The sequence below is a fragment of the Streptomyces sp. NPDC088733 genome, from assembly GCF_044751185.1.
Lineage (GTDB): Bacteria > Actinomycetota > Actinomycetes > Streptomycetales > Streptomycetaceae > Actinacidiphila.
Genome location: NZ_JBIVLH010000028.1, coordinates 13,179 through 31,048 on the forward strand (window position 1 = coordinate 13,179; position 17,870 = coordinate 31,048).

General features: G+C 74.2%; 14 protein-coding genes. 5 read left to right on the forward strand and 9 right to left on the reverse strand.

Annotated features, from left to right (window positions below; genetic code table 11):
* Positions 1–58 precede the first annotated feature (58 nt).
* Positions 59–1,612 (reverse strand): bifunctional phosphoribosylaminoimidazolecarboxamide formyltransferase/IMP cyclohydrolase, encoded by a 1,554-nt coding sequence (gene purH, locus ACIP64_RS34880; protein WP_401594979.1) that lies wholly within the window; start codon positions 1,610–1,612, stop codon positions 59–61.
* Positions 1,609–2,223, reverse strand: a complete 615-nt coding sequence (purN, locus tag ACIP64_RS34885; protein WP_401594981.1) for a phosphoribosylglycinamide formyltransferase — start codon at positions 2,221–2,223, stop codon at positions 1,609–1,611. The genes purH and purN overlap by 4 nt, the downstream gene beginning before the upstream one ends.
* Positions 2,224–2,437: 214 nt before the next feature.
* Between purN and ACIP64_RS34890 the strand changes: the two genes are divergently transcribed.
* The gene (locus tag ACIP64_RS34890) at positions 2,438–3,151 is read left to right on the forward strand and encodes a hypothetical protein (RefSeq protein WP_401594983.1); all 714 of its coding nucleotides are present in this window, start codon (positions 2,438–2,440) and stop codon (positions 3,149–3,151) included.
* A gap of 280 nt (positions 3,152–3,431) precedes the next feature.
* Here ACIP64_RS34890 and ACIP64_RS34895 read toward each other — a convergent pair whose 3' ends face one another.
* Complete coding sequence (locus ACIP64_RS34895; protein ID WP_401594986.1) at positions 3,432–4,928, reverse strand: DUF6350 family protein; 1,497 nt, start codon at positions 4,926–4,928, stop codon at positions 3,432–3,434.
* Between the two features lie 94 nt (positions 4,929–5,022).
* On the opposite strand from ACIP64_RS34895, the gene ACIP64_RS34900 reads away from it, so the two are divergent.
* On the forward strand, positions 5,023–6,024 hold the full coding sequence (locus tag ACIP64_RS34900; protein WP_401594989.1) for a hypothetical protein: 1,002 nt from the start codon (positions 5,023–5,025) through the stop codon (positions 6,022–6,024).
* Between the two features lie 89 nt (positions 6,025–6,113).
* On the opposite strand, the gene sucD is transcribed toward ACIP64_RS34900, so the two are convergent.
* The 5 genes from sucD to ACIP64_RS34925 form a co-directional block, all read right to left on the reverse strand.
* Positions 6,114–6,998: a succinate--CoA ligase subunit alpha gene (gene sucD / locus ACIP64_RS34905; protein WP_360902261.1), complete on the reverse strand. Its 885-nt coding sequence runs from the start codon at positions 6,996–6,998 to the stop codon at positions 6,114–6,116.
* A gap of 18 nt (positions 6,999–7,016) precedes the next feature.
* Positions 7,017–8,192 (reverse strand): ADP-forming succinate--CoA ligase subunit beta, encoded by a 1,176-nt coding sequence (gene sucC / locus ACIP64_RS34910; protein ID WP_401594991.1) that lies wholly within the window; start codon positions 8,190–8,192, stop codon positions 7,017–7,019.
* A gap of 283 nt (positions 8,193–8,475) precedes the next feature.
* Positions 8,476–9,687: a VWA domain-containing protein gene (locus ACIP64_RS34915; RefSeq protein WP_401594994.1), complete on the reverse strand. Its 1,212-nt coding sequence runs from the start codon at positions 9,685–9,687 to the stop codon at positions 8,476–8,478.
* Entirely contained in the window at positions 9,684–12,014 is a 2,331-nt protein-coding gene (locus tag ACIP64_RS34920; RefSeq protein WP_401594996.1) for a DUF5682 family protein, read from the reverse strand. The genes ACIP64_RS34915 and ACIP64_RS34920 overlap by 4 nt, the downstream gene beginning before the upstream one ends.
* Positions 12,011–13,099 carry an AAA family ATPase gene (locus ACIP64_RS34925; RefSeq protein ID WP_401594998.1) on the reverse strand — a complete coding sequence of 363 codons (1,089 nt, stop codon included), beginning with the start codon at positions 13,097–13,099 and terminating at the stop codon, positions 12,011–12,013. The genes ACIP64_RS34920 and ACIP64_RS34925 overlap by 4 nt, the downstream gene beginning before the upstream one ends.
* A gap of 166 nt (positions 13,100–13,265) precedes the next feature.
* Here ACIP64_RS34925 and ACIP64_RS34930 point away from each other — a divergent pair, with 166 nt between their 5' ends.
* On the forward strand, positions 13,266–14,624 hold the full coding sequence (locus ACIP64_RS34930; protein ID WP_401595001.1) for an SWIM zinc finger family protein: 1,359 nt from the start codon (positions 13,266–13,268) through the stop codon (positions 14,622–14,624).
* A 56-nt stretch (positions 14,625–14,680) separates the two neighbouring features.
* Positions 14,681–16,228, forward strand: a complete 1,548-nt coding sequence (locus ACIP64_RS34935) for a DUF5691 domain-containing protein (RefSeq protein WP_401595004.1) — start codon at positions 14,681–14,683, stop codon at positions 16,226–16,228.
* 42 nt (positions 16,229–16,270) lie between these two features.
* On the opposite strand, the gene ACIP64_RS34940 is transcribed toward ACIP64_RS34935, so the two are convergent.
* Positions 16,271–16,684, reverse strand: coding sequence for a cobalamin B12-binding domain-containing protein (locus ACIP64_RS34940; protein WP_360902279.1), 414 nt, complete (start codon positions 16,682–16,684; stop codon positions 16,271–16,273).
* Positions 16,685–16,925: 241 nt separating this feature from the next.
* On the opposite strand from ACIP64_RS34940, the gene ACIP64_RS34945 reads away from it, so the two are divergent.
* Entirely contained in the window at positions 16,926–17,744 is an 819-nt protein-coding gene (locus tag ACIP64_RS34945; RefSeq protein WP_401595007.1) for an esterase/lipase family protein, read from the forward strand.
* The last annotated feature ends 126 nt before the right edge of the window (positions 17,745–17,870 follow it).

Genomic DNA, 17,870 nt, shown 5'->3' on the forward strand with positions numbered 1-17,870 from the left:
AGCGCCGAAGGCCCCCGCTGCTGCGGGGGCCTTCGGACGTCAGGGCGCGGGTTCCGCCTCAGTGGAAGAAGTGCCGCGTCCCGGTGAGGTACATGGTCACGCCCGCCTGGCGCGCCGCCTCGACGACGGCCTCGTCGCGCACCGAACCGCCCGGCTGCACCACGGCCTTGACGCCCGCGCCGGTCAGCACCTCCAGGCCGTCCGGGAACGGGAAGAAGGCGTCGGACGCCGCGTAGGAGCCGGCCGCGCGCTCCTCGCCGGCCCGCTGGACGGCGAGCCGGGCGGAGTCGACACGGTTGACCTGGCCCATGCCGACGCCGACCGTCGCGCCGTCCTTGGCCAGCAGGATGGCGTTGGACTTCACGGCGCGGCAGGCCCGCCACGCGAAGGCGAGGTCGGCCAGCTCCTCCTCCGCCAGCGGCTCGCCGGTCGCCAGCGTCCAGGTCGCCGGGTCGTCACCGGTGGCCTGGAGGCGGTCCTTCTCCTGCAGCAGCAGGCCGCCCTCGACCGGGCGGAACTCCGTCACCGCGACGGGCGCCTCGGGGCAGCGCAGCACCCGGATGTTCTTCTTGCGGGCGAGGACCTCGACCGCGCCCTCCTCGAAGTCCGGCGCCACGATGACCTCGGTGAAGATCTCCGCGACCTGCTCGGCCATGGCCACGGTCACCGGCCGGTTCACGGCGATGACGCCGCCGAACGCCGACAGCGGGTCGCAGGCGTGCGCCTTGCGGTGCGCCTCGGCGACGTCGTCGCCGACCGCGATACCGCACGGGTTGGCGTGCTTGATGATCGCGACACAGGGCTCGTCGTGGTCGTACGCCGCCCGGCGCGCGGCCTCGGTGTCCACGTAGTTGTTGTACGACATCTCCTTGCCGTGCAGCTGCTCGGCGTTGGCGAGTCCGGGGCCGCCGTCGGTGTAGAGAGCCGCGGCCTGGTGCGGGTTCTCGCCGTAGCGCAGCACGTTCTTGCGCTCGTAGGTGGCGCCGAAGAAGTCCGGGAAGGGGCTGTCGTCGGCCGGCGCGTAGGACTCGGCGAACCAGCCCGCGACCGCGACGTCGTACGCGGCGGTGTGCTGGAAGGCCTCGGCGGCAAGGCGCTTGCGGGTGGGCAGGTCGAACCCGCCCCCGCGGACGGCGGCCAGCACGTCCGCGTACCGCTCGGGGCTGGTCACGACCGCCACGGACGGGTGGTTCTTGGCGGCGGCGCGCACCATCGACGGGCCGCCGATGTCGATCTGCTCGACGCACTCGTCGTCCGAGGCGCCGGACGCGACGGTCTCGCGGAAGGGGTAGAGATTGACCACGACCAGGTCGAAGGGCTCGACGCCCAGCTCCTCCAGCTGCCGGCGGTGGTCCTCCAGCCGCAGGTCGGCGAGGATGCCCGCGTGCACCTTCGGGTGCAGGGTCTTCACCCGGCCGTCCAGGCACTCGGGGAAGCCGGTCAGCTCCTCCACCTTCGTCACCGGCACCCCGGCGGCGGCGATCCGCCCGGCCGTCGAGCCGGTGGAGACCAGCTGGACGCCCGCCTCGTGCAGGCCGCGGGCCAGCTCCTCCAGACCGGTCTTGTCGTAGACGCTGACCAGCGCGCGCCGGATCTCCCGCTTGGTACTCACGGCAACAGAACCTTTCGTCCCTCAATGCGATACCCGTCGCGGGACAACCGCCCCACGACGTCGACGAGCAGCCTTCGCTCGACTTCCTTGATGCGCTCGTGGAGAGCTTCCTCCGTGTCGTCCTCCCGCACCTCGACCACGCCCTGGGCGATGATCGGGCCGGTGTCGACGCCGTCGTCGACGAAGTGGACGGTGCAGCCGGTGACCTTCGCGCCGTACGCGAGGGCGTCGCGCACCCCGTGCGCGCCCGGGAAACTCGGCAGCAGCGCCGGATGGGTGTTGACGACGCGGCCGCCGAACCGGGCCAGGAACTCCTTGCCCACGATCTTCATGAAGCCGGCCGAGACGACCAGGTCGGGCTCGTACGCCGCGACCTCCGCGGCCAGCGCCGCGTCCCAGGCCTCCCGGTCGCCGTGGTCCTTCACCCGGCACACGAACGTCGGCACCCCGGCGCGCTCCGCGCGCTCCAGTCCCGCGATGCCGGAGCGGTCCGCGCCCACGGCGACGACGTGGGCCCCCGCGTCCAGCAGCGCCTGGAGGTTCGTGCCCGAACCGGAGACGAGCACGACGAGTCGGGCGGGGCGGGAAAGGGGCGGGAAGACTGCGGCCACTGCGGGTCAACTCTCGGGTCCGGCGCTTTGGAGGATCGTACGACTCGAAGATCCCCCCGATTACGGGGAACCCTACGAGCCCGTCGACCGTCAGCAACGATACCGGCACACCCGACCGCCCCCCACGGGACGGGGGAGCGCCCGGACGGTAGCGTCTGGGGGAGAGAACGGCGTAGCGACGCGTCCGACAACTCGAGGAGTCGACGGCAAGGGGATGACCCAGGCAACCATGAGCAGTGGCCGCGGCCATGAGCAGGACAATCCGTTCGCTCCGCCGCCGGAGAACGCTCCCGACCAGCCGTGGCAGCCGCGCAGGCCGCAGCAGCCCTCGGACGAGCAGGACTCCGACCAGCGGCCCACGCCACCCCCGCCGCCCTCTTGGGGCAGCCAGTGGAGCGACCGGCAGCCGGGGCGCGGCGGCGGTCTCGGCGACCGCCCCGGCGGAGACGGCGGCTACGGCGGCGGGCGCCCGAACGGGCCGCGGTTCGACCCGACCGACCCGGCGCAGCGGCGCGCCCGCTACGCCCTGCTGTCCGGCATGTGGGGGCTGTTCTTCGCCCTGCTGCTGGGCTGGACGTACCTCGCCCTGCTGCTCGGCGGACTCGCCCTCTACTGGGGCGTCAACGCGCTCCGCATGAAGCCCGAGGAACGCGCCAAGGCCCGCGCCGAGGCCGCCGCCCTGCTGGCCGACGGCCCCGCGCAGCCCCCGCCCCCGCCGGCCGACCCCAACGCCAAGCCCCAGCGCCCCGCGGCCATCGGCGGCATCGTCATGGGCGCCCTCGCGGTCGGCCTCGTCGGCGGCCTGCTCAGCAGCGAGTTCGCCTACCGCGACTACTACTCCTGCGTCGGCGACGCCCTCACCCAGTCGGCCCGCGACTCCTGCGCCCGCGACATGCCGGCCCCACCCGTCTGGCTGCGCAAGGCCTGACACCCACCCCCGCCCGCCGGGCCCGCGCCGTCCACGACGCCGCGGGCCCGGCGTTCGCGCGGGTCAGGTCAGACGGGGTCCGTGGCCGCGGACTGCCTGCGGCTGCCGCCGGCACGGGGTTCCGCATCGGGCCCGGCCTTGTCGTCGTCGTCCTCGTCGGCCCGCGACTCATACCCCCGCGACTGCCGGCCCCACCGGTCCGGCAGCACAAATCCTGACACCCACCCCGCCCGCCCGGTCCACACCGCCCCCGACGCCGCAGACCCGGCGATCGCGACACTCAGACCGGATCCGTGGCCGCGGACCGCTTCCCGCCGTCGCCCGCGCCGGCCTCCGCGTCGGACCCGGCCTTGTCGTCGTCGGCGGCGTCGTCGTCCTCGTCGGGGTCTGCCACCGCTTCACCGTCCCAGTCGTCGGCGTCCTCGGCGTCCGCGTCCTCGAACCAGTCCTCGGCGCCCTCGGCGTCCGCGTCCTCGGCCCAGTCTTCGTAGGCGTAGGCGTCCTCGTAGGCCGCACGGGCCGCGCGGAAGCGGCGGAGCCAGCGCACCACGAGGGCGGTGGGGACGCCGATGACGACGGTCCAGCCGGCGGCCGCGGCCGCGGCGAGCCAGCGTGACGGGCCGAAGTCGGCGAGCGCACCCGAGCCGAGGGGGCCCGCGGCGAGCTCCGTGAGCAGGCCGAGGGCCACGCCGCAGGCCGTACCGCCGAGCGCCGCGCGGGCCGCCGTGCGGCCCAGGCCCGCGGAGGCTTCCCGATCGACCGCGAACCAGCCCGTGGCCACCCCCGCGACGGCGGGCACCAGCAGCGCGAGCCAGGTCAGCACCGTGCCCGGGCCGGCCTGCGGCAGCGTGGCCAGGAGCGGGAAGTCGGGCAGTACGGGATCGCCGACCGCGCCGGCCGGCCGGACGACCGCCTCCGTACCCAGGGCGAACCCCGGCCCGAGGGCGTAGGCCGCACCCCACACCGCCGCGTTCGGGATCAGCGCGACCGACAGGGCGAGCACGGCCAGCCGCCCGGACAGCGCCTCGCTGAGCCGGCTGAACGATGCCCCGGTGGCGCCGGGATGCAGGACCAGCGCGACCGCCGTGAGGACCGCGCCGCCGGCCAGCAGCACCGCCACTCCGGCCGCCGCCGAACGCGTCACCGGCCCGATCTCCCCTGCCGGCACCCGGTCCGTCACCCGGTGGAACGCCGCCGGAAGGGGGATGTGCGGCCTCCCCCGTTCGGCCCACGCGCCGGCCGCCGCCGCCAGGGCGGCGACGAGGGGGACGTGCAGCCCGGCACTGAGGGCATCGCTCCGCACCGGTCCGTACGAGGTGAAGATGGCCGCGCCCGCGGCCACCGCGACATATCCGCCGATCAGCCAGGCCACGGCGGACGCCGCCGCCCGGTCGGTGGACGCGGGGGCGGCGGCGTCGGCACCGGCCCGGTACAGCAGCCAGACGGGGAAGACCGCCAGAAGGAGCGGCGTGACCCCGACGGGCGCGGGGACGCCGGAGACCGTCTCCACCCGCACCAGGTCCGTGCCGTGCGCCAGCAGCCAGCAGTCGGCGGCGATGTGCAGGGCCCCGTACAGCCCGCTGTCGGGGAACGGGGAGATGATCCAGAGGAACAGCACCAGCACGGCGAAGCCGCCGAGTCCCAGTCCGGCGGCGAGCACGCCGCCGGTGAAGGCGGGCACGGACTCCGCGGTGAGCAGGGCCTCGTGCGCGGCCCGGACACGGCGGAAGACGAGTCTCACAGCGCGGGCGGCGGTCACGGCACCCCATGCTGCCAAGAAGACCCCTTTTACCGTCGCAGCATGCGAATGTCCGTCGTGTCGCAGAACATGGCGGTATGCGTATCTTCACACGATCCGAGTGGTCGATCGCATGACCCGCACCCACCTGACGAAGACGGCAGGGACCGCCAGGAAGCGGCGGCCCCACCCGCAGCCCGCGGCGACCCCGCGGACCGCCCCGTCGGCTCCGCCCCCCGCCGGCCCCGAAGCGCCCGCCGGGGCCGCGGGGCCGCCTCGCGCGCCCCGCGCCGAGGCTCCCCAGGCCGCGCGGCCCGAGGGGCAGGACCGGTCCGCGCCCCCGGGGGAGCCCGACGACGCGGCGGCCGACGCCGCCGGGACGTCCGGGGCGACCGCGAAACAGGTCAAGGCGGCGGCGAAAGCGGCGGCAAAGGAGACCAAGGCAGCGGCCAAAGAGGCCGAGGCGGCCGCCGAGGAGGCGGAACTGCGCCTCGCCGAGGCCGCCGAAGCCGCCTTCGACCACCTCTACGCGCACGCGGCCCCCGCCCTGATCCGGCAGGTCGAGGTCCTCACCGGCAACGAGGAACTGGGCCGGCACTCCGTCCACCGCGCCTTCCACCGGGCCTGGCAGCGCTGGCCCGAGGTCGCGGCCGACCCCGATCCCGTCGGCTGGCTCCGCTCCCAGGCGTTCGAGCACGCGCTCGCCCCCTGGCAGCAGTTCGTGCCCTGGCACCGCACCGGGCGCCGCGCCCGCGGGGACCTCCAGCGGCTGCCGCGCGGGGCCCGGCACGCCGTGCTGCTCCACGAGGGCCTCGGGCTCGGCCTGCGGCACACCGCCGCCGAGAGCATGGCCAGCACCCCGACCACGGCCGCGCGCATCATCCGGGCCCGCGACGCGCTCGGCGAGGAGGCCGTCGCCGGGCTGGCCGGCCTCCTGAACGAGCCGCGTGTCCCGGAGTTCCCCGCGGAGCAGGTGCGGGAGATGAGCGAGGAACGGCTGCGGCACCAGACCTTCGGCTCGGTCGCCGCCACCGTCCTCCTGGTGCTGCTGACCGCGGGCGGTCTGGTCTTCGGCCCGCTCAGCGACCACTTCTCGGTGTCGACACCGCTGATCGACATCCGCTTCTCCCCCTGACGCCGCCCCCGGGCACACCGGCACACGGCAGCGGGCCCGCCCCCCGAAGGGAGCGGGCCCGCCGACTCACGGCGTACGCCTGGGCGAACTCAGCCCTGCAGGATGGCGCGCGCGAGGCGGGCCGTCTCCGACGGGGTCTTGCCCACCTTGACGCCGGCGGCCTCGAGGGCCTCCTTCTTCGCCTGGGCGGTGCCGGAGGAGCCGGAGACGATGGCGCCGGCGTGGCCCATGGTCTTGCCCTCGGGCGCGGTGAAGCCCGCGACGTAGCCGACGACCGGCTTGGTGACGTGCTCGGCGATGAACGCGGCGGCACGCTCCTCGGCGTCGCCGCCGATCTCGCCGATCATGACGATCAGGTCGGTATCGGGGTCGTCCTGGAACGCCTTCAGCGCGTCGATGTGGGTGGTGCCGATGATCGGGTCACCGCCGATGCCCACGGCCGAGGAGAAGCCGATGTCGCTGAGCTCGTACATCATCTGGTACGTCAGCGTGCCGGACTTCGACACCAGGCCGATGCGGCCGGCGGTGCTGATGTCGGCCGGGATGATGCCCGCGTTGGACTGACCGGGGGTGATCAGACCGGGGCAGTTCGGGCCGATGATCCGGGTCTTGTTGCCCTTGCTGCCCGCGTACGCCCAGAAGGAGGCGGTGTCGTGGACGGCGATGCCCTCGGTGATCACGACCGCGAGCGGGATCTCGGCGTCGATGGCCTCGACGACCGCGTCCTTGGCGAACTTCGGCGGGACGAAGATGACGGTGACGTCGGCACCGGTCTTCTCCATGGCCTCGGCGACGGAGCCGAAGACCGGCACCTCGGTGCCGTCGAAGTCGACGCTCGTGCCGGCCTTGCGCGGGTTCACGCCACCGACGATGTTGGTGCCCGAGGCGAGCATGCGCCGGGTGTGCTTGGTGCCCTCGGAACCGGTCATCCCCTGGACGATGACCTTGCTTTCCTTGGTCAGGAAGATAGCCATGATGTGGTGACCTGTCCCTTACTTCGCAGCCAGCTCGGCGGCGCGCTCGGCGGCGCCGTCCATGGTGTCGACCTGCTCGACCAGCGGGTGGGCGGCGTCCGTGAGGATCTGCCGGCCCAGCTCCGCGTTGTTGCCGTCCAGACGGACGACGAGCGGCTTGGTGACCTCCTCGCCCTTGGACTTGAGCAGCTCCAGGGCCTGGACGATGCCGTTGGCCACCGCGTCGCAGGCGGTGATGCCACCGAAGACGTTGACGAAGACGGACTTGACGTCCGGGTCGCCGAGGATGATCTCAAGACCGTTGGCCATGACCTCGGCGGAGGCGCCACCGCCGATGTCGAGGAAGTTGGCGGGCTTGACGTTGCCGTGGCCCTCGCCGGCGTAGGCGACGACGTCCAGGGTGCTCATGACGAGACCCGCGCCGTTGCCGATGATGCCGACCTCGCCGTCCAGCTTGACGTAGTTCAGGCCCTTGGCCTTGGCCGCGGCCTCCAGCGGGTTGGCGGAGGCGTGGTCCACCAGCGCCTCGTGCTCCGGCTGGCGGAAGTCGGCGTTCTCGTCCAGGGAGACCTTGCCGTCGAGCGCGATGACGCGGCCGTCGGCGACCTTGGCGAGCGGGTTGACCTCGACGAGGAGCGCGTCCTCGGCGATGAAGGTCTTCCACAGGGTCTGCAGGATCTCGACCACCTGGTCGGCGACGTCGGCCGGGAAGGCGGCCGCCTCGACGATCTCGCGGGCCTTCTCCGGGGTGACGCCCTCGTTGGCGTCCACGGCGATCTTCGCGAGGGCCTCGGGCTTGGTCGCCGCGACTTCCTCGATCTCCATGCCGCCCTCGACCGAGGCCATCGCCAGGAAGGTGCGGTTGGCACGGTCCAGCAGGAAGGAGACGTAGTACTCGGAGGCGATCTCCGGCGCCAGCTCCGCCAGCATCACCTTGTGGACCGTGTGGCCCTTGATGTCCATGCCGAGAATCTGGCCGGCCTTGGCCACCGCGTCCTCGGGGTCCGACGCCACCTTCACGCCGCCGGCCTTGCCACGGCCACCGGTCTTCACCTGTGCCTTGACGACAGCCTTGCCACCGAGCCGCTCCGCGACCTCGCGCGCCGCCTCAGGCGTGTCGATGACTTCACCGGCCAGCACCGGTACACCGTGCTTGGCGAAGAGGTCCCTCGCCTGGTACTCGAACAGGTCCACGCGCGTCCGTCCTTGGTAATCGCGGGTTCGTTGTTGGCGTGAGCGTGCCGGGGGCGGTCGTCGCTGACGTCTTCGTAACGATCCATGCGTACGGTCGTACGGGGGGCGCACACGTCGGCCGAGCACGCGGCATGTCCGTCTCGCAGGTTAGCGCCGCGCAGGCGGCGCGACTAAATCCCAGCTCGTGGACGAGCGGTGAGAACAGTCACAGACGGCGCCCGTAACAGCGGCGCGGTTGATCCTTCCGGGTGATCCGGGCGGCGACGGTAAGGCCTTACCCCCTCTACTCCTGCGGGACGGGCAGCGGCCGCCTCTCTATCGCCGCCGCCATGATCTCCGGGAACACGTCGGGTGTGCAGGCGAACGCGGGGGCGCCGAGCGCCGCCAGGGCCGCGGCATGCTCCCGGTCGTAGGAGGGCGCGCCCTCGTCGGACAGTGCAAGCAGAGCGACGAACTGGACGCCGGAGGCCTTCATCGCCGCGACGCGCTTGAGCATCTCGTCCCGTATGCCGCCCTCGTAGAGGTCGCTGATGAGCACCACGACCGTGTCCGCCGGGCGGGTGATGAGCGACTGGCAGTAGGCCAGGGCCCGGTTGATGTCGGTGCCGCCGCCCAGCTGGATGCCGAAGAGGACGTCGACGGGGTCGTCCAGCTGCTCGGTCAGGTCGACGACCGCGGTGTCGAAGACGACCAGCTTGGTGTCGATGCTGCGCATCGAGGCGAGGACCGCGCCGAAGACCGAGGCGTGGACGACCGACGCGGCCATCGACCCGGACTGGTCGATGCAGAGGACGACGTCCTTCTTCACCGCCTGGGCGGCACGGCCGTGGCCGATCAGCCGCTCCGGGACGACCGTGCCGTGCTCGGGCAGGTAGTGCCGGAGATTGGCGCGGATGGTCCGGTCCCAGTCGATGTCCCGGTGGCGCGGGCGGTTGACCCGCGCCGAACGGTCCAGCGCCCCGGTGAGGGTGGCGCGGGTGCGGGAGGCCAGGCGCTTCTCCAGGTCCTCCACGACCTTGCGGACCACGGCCCGGGCGGTCTCCTTCGTCGTCTCGGGCATCGCCTTGCTGAGCGACAGCAGCGTGCCGACCAGATGCACGTCGGCCTCGACCGCCTCCAGCATCTCCGGTTCCAGCAGCAGCGCGGACAGGCCGAGCCGGTCGATGGCGTCGCGCTGCATCACCTGGACGACGCTGCTCGGGAAGTAGCCGCGGATGTCGCCCAGCCACCGCGCGACCTGCGGCGCGGAACCACCCAGCCCGGCGGAGCGCGGCCCGCCCCGCGCCGGTGTCCCGCCCCCGGCGCGCGGGCCGGACCCGTACAGCGCCTCCAGCGTCCGGTCCATCGCGGCGTCGCGGCCGGTGAGCACCCGGCCGGTGCCGTCGGCGGGGCCCCCGCCCAGCACCAGCCGCCAGCGGCGGAGCCGCTCCTCGCCGTCGATGCCGGTGTCCACCCTCGGGTCGCCGTTCACAGCCGCGTCCACAGCCCCGTTCATGTCGCCGTTCCCCCTGTCGGTCGGTCGTGTCCCAGCAGCAGCCGGACGGTGGCCAGCACCGCGCCCGCCCGGGCCTCGTCCAGCCCGGCGGCGAAGCCCGGCGCGCCCTCCGCCGCCGCCTCGGGCGAGCCCTCCGCGGGACCGCGCCGCACCAGCTCCCCCACCGTGCACCGCACACCTGCGTCGAACTCGCCGAACGTGCGCCGCAGAAGCGGCAGTACGTCGTCGAACGCGGCGGCCGGAACCGCCGACAGCCACTCGTCGACCAGGGCCAGCAGCCGCGCGTCGTGGACGAGCAGCATGCCGCCCCCGGCGAGGAAGCCCTCCGTCCAGGCGGCCGCCTCCTGCGGCGGTGTCCCGGCCGACAGGGCCAGCCCCATCAGACGGGCCACCTCCCCGGCCGCCAGCCGGCCGTCGTCCAGCAGCAGGCGGGCGGCGGTGCCGCGCAGCAGCCCCGGCATCCCGCGGTCGCGCACCGCCAGGGCCCGCAGGACCCCCGCCCAGCGCGTGCGCAGCCCGTCGTCGGCCAGCAGCACCACCGCCTGCTGCACGCCCTGGACATGGCCCCGCATCTCGGACGCGCCCTCGGCGTCCAGCCCCGCGCACGCGGGCGGGAGACCGACGCATATCCGCTCCGCCAGCCCTTCCGCGACCTCGCGCAGCGCGGCCGCGTCCGTGCCCCGGACGTCGCCGTAGCGGACGGACCGCACCAGCGCGGGCAGCGCCTGCGCGAGATGGCCGACATCGGCGTCGAGCGCGGCGCGGTCGGCGAGCACCCGCATCACGACCGGCAGCGCGTCCGGCAGCTCCGCCAGCAGGCAGCGCTCGGCGAGGCCGGTCACCTCGGCGAGCGCGGTCGCCCGCACCGCCTCGTCCTCCGCCCTGGCGGTGGCGGCCGACGCCACGGTGGTGCCCCACACCCCCGCCTCGGCGACCCGCACCGCCAACTCGGGCTCCCAGCGCAGCCGCCAGGTCTCACGGAAGGTGCCGGTACCGGCGCGGGACCGGGCGGGCTCGCCCCATCCGATGCCGAGCAGCCGCAACCGGTGCAGCAGGCGGCTGCGGCCGGCGTCGGTCTCCTTGCGCAGGTCGAGCTCCACCTCCTTCTCCAGTGCCTCCGGCTTCAGTCGCAGCCTGCGCTGCTCGCGCGCCAGGTCGCAGGCGAGCGGCACCGCCGGCGCGCCCTCGGGAACCCGGCCCAGCTCGTCCCCGACCACCAGGCGGTCCCGGATGAGTTCCATCGGCACGTCGGACCCGTCGCACATCACCGCCCGGATCGCGTCGGTGGTCTCCCCGAGGCCGGCCAGCGGGCGGCCGCGCATCGCGGCGAGCGCGCCCGCGAGCCGCACCGCCTCGATGACATGCGCGGAGGAGACCGGCAGGTCCTCCTCCCGCAGCAGTCCGGCGGCCTTGGTCATCCATCGCGCGACGGGCCGGTCCGGTGCGGTGAAGAGATGGCGGTACCAGCCGGGCGAGTCGATCCCGGCCCCGTACCCGCCGGCCCGGGACAGCCGCCGGTGGGTCCAGGGCACCCAGGTGATCTCGACCTTGGCCTTCGGCAGGCCCTTGAGCAGGGCCCGGTCGGCGGTCACACCGGTCGCGGCCGCGAGCGCGGGCACGTGCCAGGCACCGCAGACCACCGCCACGCGCTCGTACTCGCGGCGGGCGTCCCGTATCCGCAGCCGCATGTGCGCCTCCCGGACGGCGTCATGGGGGTGCCCCCCGTCCCCGTACTCCGCGCGCAGCGCCCCCATGGCCTCGGCGACCGCTTCGAACGCCGCGAGCGGATCGTCCGCGTCGCCGGCGGAGTCCGCTTCCCCGTCGCGGCTCCCCCGGTGCTCCACGGCGTCCTCCCACCACCGCTCGGGGTCGTCGTAACCGGCGGTCCGCGCGAGTACGGCCAGCGGATCGATCCGCGCGCGGGCACCCCCGGACCCGCCGTCCCCTTCTTCTCCTTCTTCTCCTTCTGCTCCCTCCTCCGTCCCGTTGTCCGCGGACTCCCGCATCAGCAGCGAATGCGCCGCCGGCAGGTCGATGAAGCGGACCGGCACCCCCCGCGCGGCCGCCCAGCGGATCGCCTCCCACTCCGGGGAGAAGTCTGCGAACGGCCAGAACCCGGCCCGTGACGGCTCGTCGACGACGTGCGCCAGCAGCGCGACCGGCGGACGCATGTCAGGCTCCGCGGCCAGCCCCACCACGGCGTCCGCCTCCGGCGGCCCCTCGATCAGCACGATCTGCGGCGCGTACCGGTCGAGCGCCGCGCGGACACCGCGGGCCGACCCCGGCCCGTGGTGCCGCACCCCGAGCAGCGCGGGCCCGTCCGTCACGGCGTCACCTCGCGGCAGGCGCGGTAGAAGTCCTTCCAGCCCTCCCGCTCCCGGACCACCGTCTCCAGGTACTCGCGCCACACCACGCGGTCGGCCGCCGGGTCGCGGACCACCGCGCCGAGGATCCCCGCCGCCACGTCCCCGGCGCGCAGCACGCCGTCGCCGAAGTGCGCCGCGAGAGCGAGCCCGTTGGTGACCACCGAGATGGCCTCGGCCGTGGAGAGCGTGCCCGAGGGGGACTTGACCTTCGTCCGGCCGTCGGCGGTGACCCCGCCCCGCAGCTCGCGGAAGACGGTGACGACCCGCCGGATCTCGTCCGCGCCCGCAGGCAGGGACGGCAGCTCCAGCGACCGGCCCAGCTGCCCGACCCGGCGGCTGACGATGTCGACCTCCTCCTCCACGGTCGCCGGCAGCGGCAGCACGACGGTGTTGAAACGCCTGCGCAGCGCGCTGGACAGCTCGTTGACCCCGCGGTCCCGGTCGTTGGCGGTGGCGATGAGGTTGAAGCCACGCACCGCCTGGGTCTCGGCGCCCAGCTCCGGTATCGGCAGCGTCTTCTCGGACAGGACCGTGATGAGGCTGTCCTGCACGTCCGCGGGGATGCGGGTCAGCTCCTCGACGCGGGCGATGCGGCCCTCGGCCATCGCCCGCATGACCGGGCCGGGCACGAGCGCCTCCCGGCTCGGGCCGTGGGTGAGCAACTGCGCGTAGTTCCACCCGTAGCGGATGGCCTCCTCGGGTGTGCCGGCCGTGCCCTGCACGAGGAGGGTGGAGTCGCCGCTGACGGCGGCCGCCAGATGCTCCGAGACCCAGGTCTTGGCCGTGCCCGGCACCCCGAGCAGCAGCAGGGCCCGGTCCGTGGCGAGGGTGCTGACCGCGACCTCGACGATGCGGCGCGGGCCCACGTACTTGGGTGTGACGACGGTGCCGTCGGGCAGCTCGCCGCCCAGCAGGTACAGCGCGACCGCCCACGGCGACAGGTTCCAGCGGGCCGGGCGCGGCCGGTCGTCGGCCGCCGCGAGAGCCTTGAGCTCATGGGCGAACGCGTCTTCGGCATGCGGCCGGAGTGCGGTGTCCGCGGACATGCTTCTCCCCCTGTTCTGGGCACGTCTCAGTGGAGCGGACGATCCGTCAGACCCCCTGCGCCGTCCGCGGTTCCCACCATGCACGAGCCCACTGACAGTCGCCCTCCGCGCACACACAACGCCAGGTCAGGACCGATTGTCAGTGCCCGCACCTACCGTCTTGGGCATGGACGGGATGGACGAACAGCGACCCGAGCGGTGGACCGCCGACCAGGTCCTGGCCCTCGCGCCCGACGCGTCGTCGCGGAAGGCCGGGACGGGTCTGGCGGCGGCCGCGCGCTGGTCGGGCACGGGGACGTCGGACACGGCGGTGTGGGGGCTGTGCGCGGGCAGCGGCAGCAAGCCGTACCAGACGGTGGTGGACACCGCCGGGCCCGCGGCCAAGTGCAGCTGCCCGAGCCGCAAGTTCCCCTGCAAGCACGCCATCGGACTGCTGCTGCTGTGGTCCGGGGGCGAGGTCGGGCCGGCCGCACACGGGGGCGGCCGGCCCGACTGGGTCACCGAGTGGCTCGACGCGCGGCGCGCGCGTGAGGAACGCAAGGCGGCCCCCGCCGGCGGCGGGGACCCCGAGGCGGCGCGCAAGCGGGCCGGACAGCGGGCGCGCCGGGTCGCCGCCGGAGCGGTCGAGCTGGAGCAGCGGCTGACGGACCTGCTGCTCGGCGGGCTGGCCGGTGCCGACCGCGAGGGCTACCAGCGGTGGGAGGAGACGGCCGCCCGCATGGTCGACGCCCAGGCACCCGGGCTCGCCTCGCGGGTGCGCGAACTGGGCGCGGTGACGGCCGCGGGGGGCGACTGGCCGTCACGGCTGCTGGAGGAGACCGCGCTGCTGCATCTGCTGACCCAGGGCCTGCTGGGGCACGACCGGCTTCCCGAGGCCCTGGCCGCGACGGTGCGCGGCCGGGTGGGATTCACGGTGGACTCGGCGGAACTGCTCGCCGGGCCCACCGTGCGGGACCACTGGCTCGTGCTGGCGCAGCAGGACTCCGCCGACGACCGGCTCACCACCCGCCGCATATGGCTGCACGGCCGGGACACCGGGCGGCCCGCGCTGCTGCTGTCCTTCGGCGCGGGCGGCCGGGCGCCCGAGCTCGCCCTGCCGGTCGGGCTCGGTGTCGACGCCGAGCTGGCGTACCACCCGGGCGCCCGGCCGCTGCGGGCCGTGCTCGGCACCCGGCACGCCGCGCCCGGTCCGGCGCCCGTGCCGCCCGGACTGCCGGTCGGCGCGGCACTGGCGGCGTACGGGGAGGCCCTGGCGGACGACCCGTGGCTGGACGCCTGGCCCTCGGTCCTCGCCCAGGTCGTGCCGGTCCCGGGCGACGCGGGCTGGCAGCTCGCCGACGCCGAGGGGGCGGACGCGGTGCCGGTGACCGCGGGGGGCGGCACCGGCGCCGGGGGGCTGTGGCGGCTGGCGGCGGTCTCGGGGGGCCGGCCCGTGACGGTCTTCGGCGAGCTGGGACACCGCGGCTTCCGGCCGTACACGGTCTGGGGCGGGGCCGGGGCGGAAGCGGTCGCCCTCGTGGCGTAGCGCCACAACCGCCGACCGCACCGCGGACGGAGGCGAACGACACCGAAGGGGGACGCATGGAGACGGCGACCTGGGCCGAACTGGTCGGGACCGCCCTGATGGGCACCGAACGCAAGGGCGGGACGCCCACCGAACTGCTCGACGCCGCCGCGGTCGCCGTCCTGCGGCGTCGTGCGGGGCTGCGGCCGGCCGCCGCGGGGAAGCGGCCGGCCGCGGCCCCGGACGATCCGCGCCCCGCCCTGCCGGCCGCCGCGCGGCGGCGGCTCGCGCTGCTGCTGGCTGACCGGTCGGGCGGGAGCGGGGGTCGCCGGGGCGCCGCGCCCAATCTCGCCGAGCTGCTGCCGCAGTGGCTCGGCGAGGCCACCGCACGCGGTTACGCCGCCCCGCCGGAGATGCTGCCCGCCCTGCTCGACGCCGCCCGCGCCCGTACCGACCTGAGACCGGACGCGCTCGCCCTCGCGGGCCCGCGCGGACTGTGGCTGGCGGAGCTGAACGCGGACTGGCGGTTCGCGCTGCGGGCGGGCGCCTCCGGCGCCGCACCGGACGCCGGGAACGGGGCGGACGACCCGACGGTCCGGCAGCTGTGGGAGGAGGGCCTGTTCGCCGAACGGGTGGCCCTGCTGACGCGCCTGCGGTCCCGCGACCCCCGGGGCGCGCTGGAGCTGCTGCGGACCGGGTGGGGCGGTGAGCGGGCCGAGGACCGCCTGATGTTCCTGGACTCCCTGCGCGAGGGACTGTCCCCGGCCGACGAGCCCTTCCTGGAGCAGGCGCTCTCCGACCGCAGCCGCAATGTGCGGGCGACCGCCGCCGAGCTGCTCTCCGCCCTGCCCGGCTCCGCACTGGCCGGCCGGATGGCGGCCAGGGCCCGGACCTGCGTGGCCTGGGACGCCGCGGACAGCCGGATCGTGGTGGAGGCGCCGTACGAGTGCGACGCGGCGATGGAGCGCGACGGGGTGGTGGCGATACCCCCGGCCGGGCGGGGCGAGCGGTCGTGGTGGTTCGGGCAGGTGGTGGACGCGGCGCCGCTCGGGACCTGGCCGCAGCGGTTCGGCAGCCGCACACCGCAGGAGATCATCGCGCTGCCGGTCGCCGACGACTGGCAGGGCGACCTGCACGCGGCCTGGTGCCGGGCGGCGGTCCGCCAGCGCGACGAGGACTGGGCCCGGGCGCTGCTCGGGCCGATACCGACCACGGCGACGGCGGTCGCCCCGGTGGGCGACCCGGCGAAGCTGCTGGCGGTGCTCCCGGCCGGCGAGAGGGCCGCATGGGTGGCGCGCTTCATCGCCGCGCACGGCCTGTCGGAGGCGTTCCAGATGCTCGCGGTGTGCGCCGTTCCCTGGGCCGAACCCCTGGGGCGGGCGGTCGTGGACGCGCTGGACATCGCCCGGGACGCCGGCAGCTACCCGTGGAGCTTCAGCGGGGTCATGGGCCTCGCGGAGCGCTGCCTGGACCCGGCGGAGGCCGATCGCGCGACCCCGCTCACCGCGGTGCCCGCCGAGTCGGCGGACACCTCACCGGGCGCGGGCGCCTACTGGGCCGAGGCCTTCCAGCGCCTGGTGGGCACCCTGCGGCTGCGCGCGACGATGAGTGAGGAGCTGGCCTGAGCGGCCGCGGGAGCCCATGGCTCCCGCGGCCCCGGGCCGCGATCAGGCTTCGGCGGGCTGCCGGATGTTGGCGTTGACCCAGTCCACGACCTCGGAGGTCGTCGCACCGGGGGTGAAGATCGCGGCGACGCCCAGTTCGCGCAGCGGCGCCATGTCGTCCTCGGGGATGATGCCGCCGCCGAAGACCTTGATGTCGCTCGCGTCGCGCTCCTTGAGCAGCTCCAGCACCTTGGCGAACAGCGTCATGTGCGCACCGGACAGGATGGACAGCCCGATCGCGTCGGCGTCCTCCTGGATCGCGGTGTCGACGATCTGTTCGGGCGTCTGGTGCAGGCCGGTGTAGATGACCTCCATACCGGCGTCGCGCAGCGCGCGGGCGATGACCTTGGCCCCGCGGTCGTGGCCGTCGAGTCCCGGCTTGGCCACCACGACCCGGATCGGACCGGACACTCCCATCACTGCCTCCAACACGATTGCTGCGCTCAGCGGGCACTTCTGTGAACGAACGTTATCGCCAGCATCCCCCGACCGGACAGTTTCGCGAAGGCCCTCGAGGGGGAAATTACCCATTGGGACACGTTCACGTTAGAAACGCGTTCGGCCCGTGGTCGCCTCGGTCAGTGAGGCGACGCGGGCTTTCGCGTTCTCGGCGCACGGGGGACAGAGCCGTCTCCGTGTGCCGCACGGGAGGTAGGCCATGGGCGTCCTGTCTTTCGGTGTCGGAGACCGTCTGGTGCGTCAGGCGGCCTACGTACGAGCCGCGGCGATCGAGATCGCCATCCTGACCGGTCACGTTTTCCTGTACCCGACCGGCATCTTCCAGGAACGCGGGCCGGAGCCCCCGGTCGGCGAGCCGGAGGAACCGACGCGCATCCCCACCGCGGGCCGAAGCCACCCGCCGGTGCTGCTGCTGCACGGCTTCGTGGACAACCGTTCGGTGTTCGCCATGCTCCGCCGGTCTCTGCGCCGGCACGGCTGGCCGCATGTGCAGGCGGTGAACTACTCCCCTTTGACCTGCGACATCCGCACCGCCGCGGCGCTGCTCGGCCGTCACGTGGAGCAGATCTGCGAGCAGACCGGCCACAGCCAGGTGGACATCGTGGGCCACAGCCTCGGCGGGCTCATCGCGCGCTACTACGCGCAGCGCCTGGGCGGCGACAGCCGGGTCCGCACGGTGATCACCCTCGGTACGCCGCACTCCGGCACTCGTGCCGCGCCCCTGCTCAACCCGCACCCCATCGTCCGGCAGATGCGGCCCAACTCCGACCTGATAGAGGAACTGGCCGAACCGGCGGCGGGCTGCCGTACCCGTTTCGTGGCGTTCTGGAGCGACTGGGACGAGATGATGAGCCCGGTCGAGGCGGCCCGCCTGGACCATCCCGATCTCATCGCCCGCAATGTGCACGTCGCGGGCGTCGGTCATCTGACCATGCCGGTGCACGCGGCCATCGCGGCCGGGATCCGGCAGGCGCTGCTCGGGGAGGAACTGGCGTCCGGCGCCGTCGACGCCGCGTGACGGTCCTGCCCGCATAAGCATCGAAACGCCATCGAACACAAGGCATGGACGATGCCGGAATCCTGCCGAAGATTGTCGCCGTCGGCCGCAGGGGGATACAGTCGCCGCTAATTCTCCTGCTGCCGA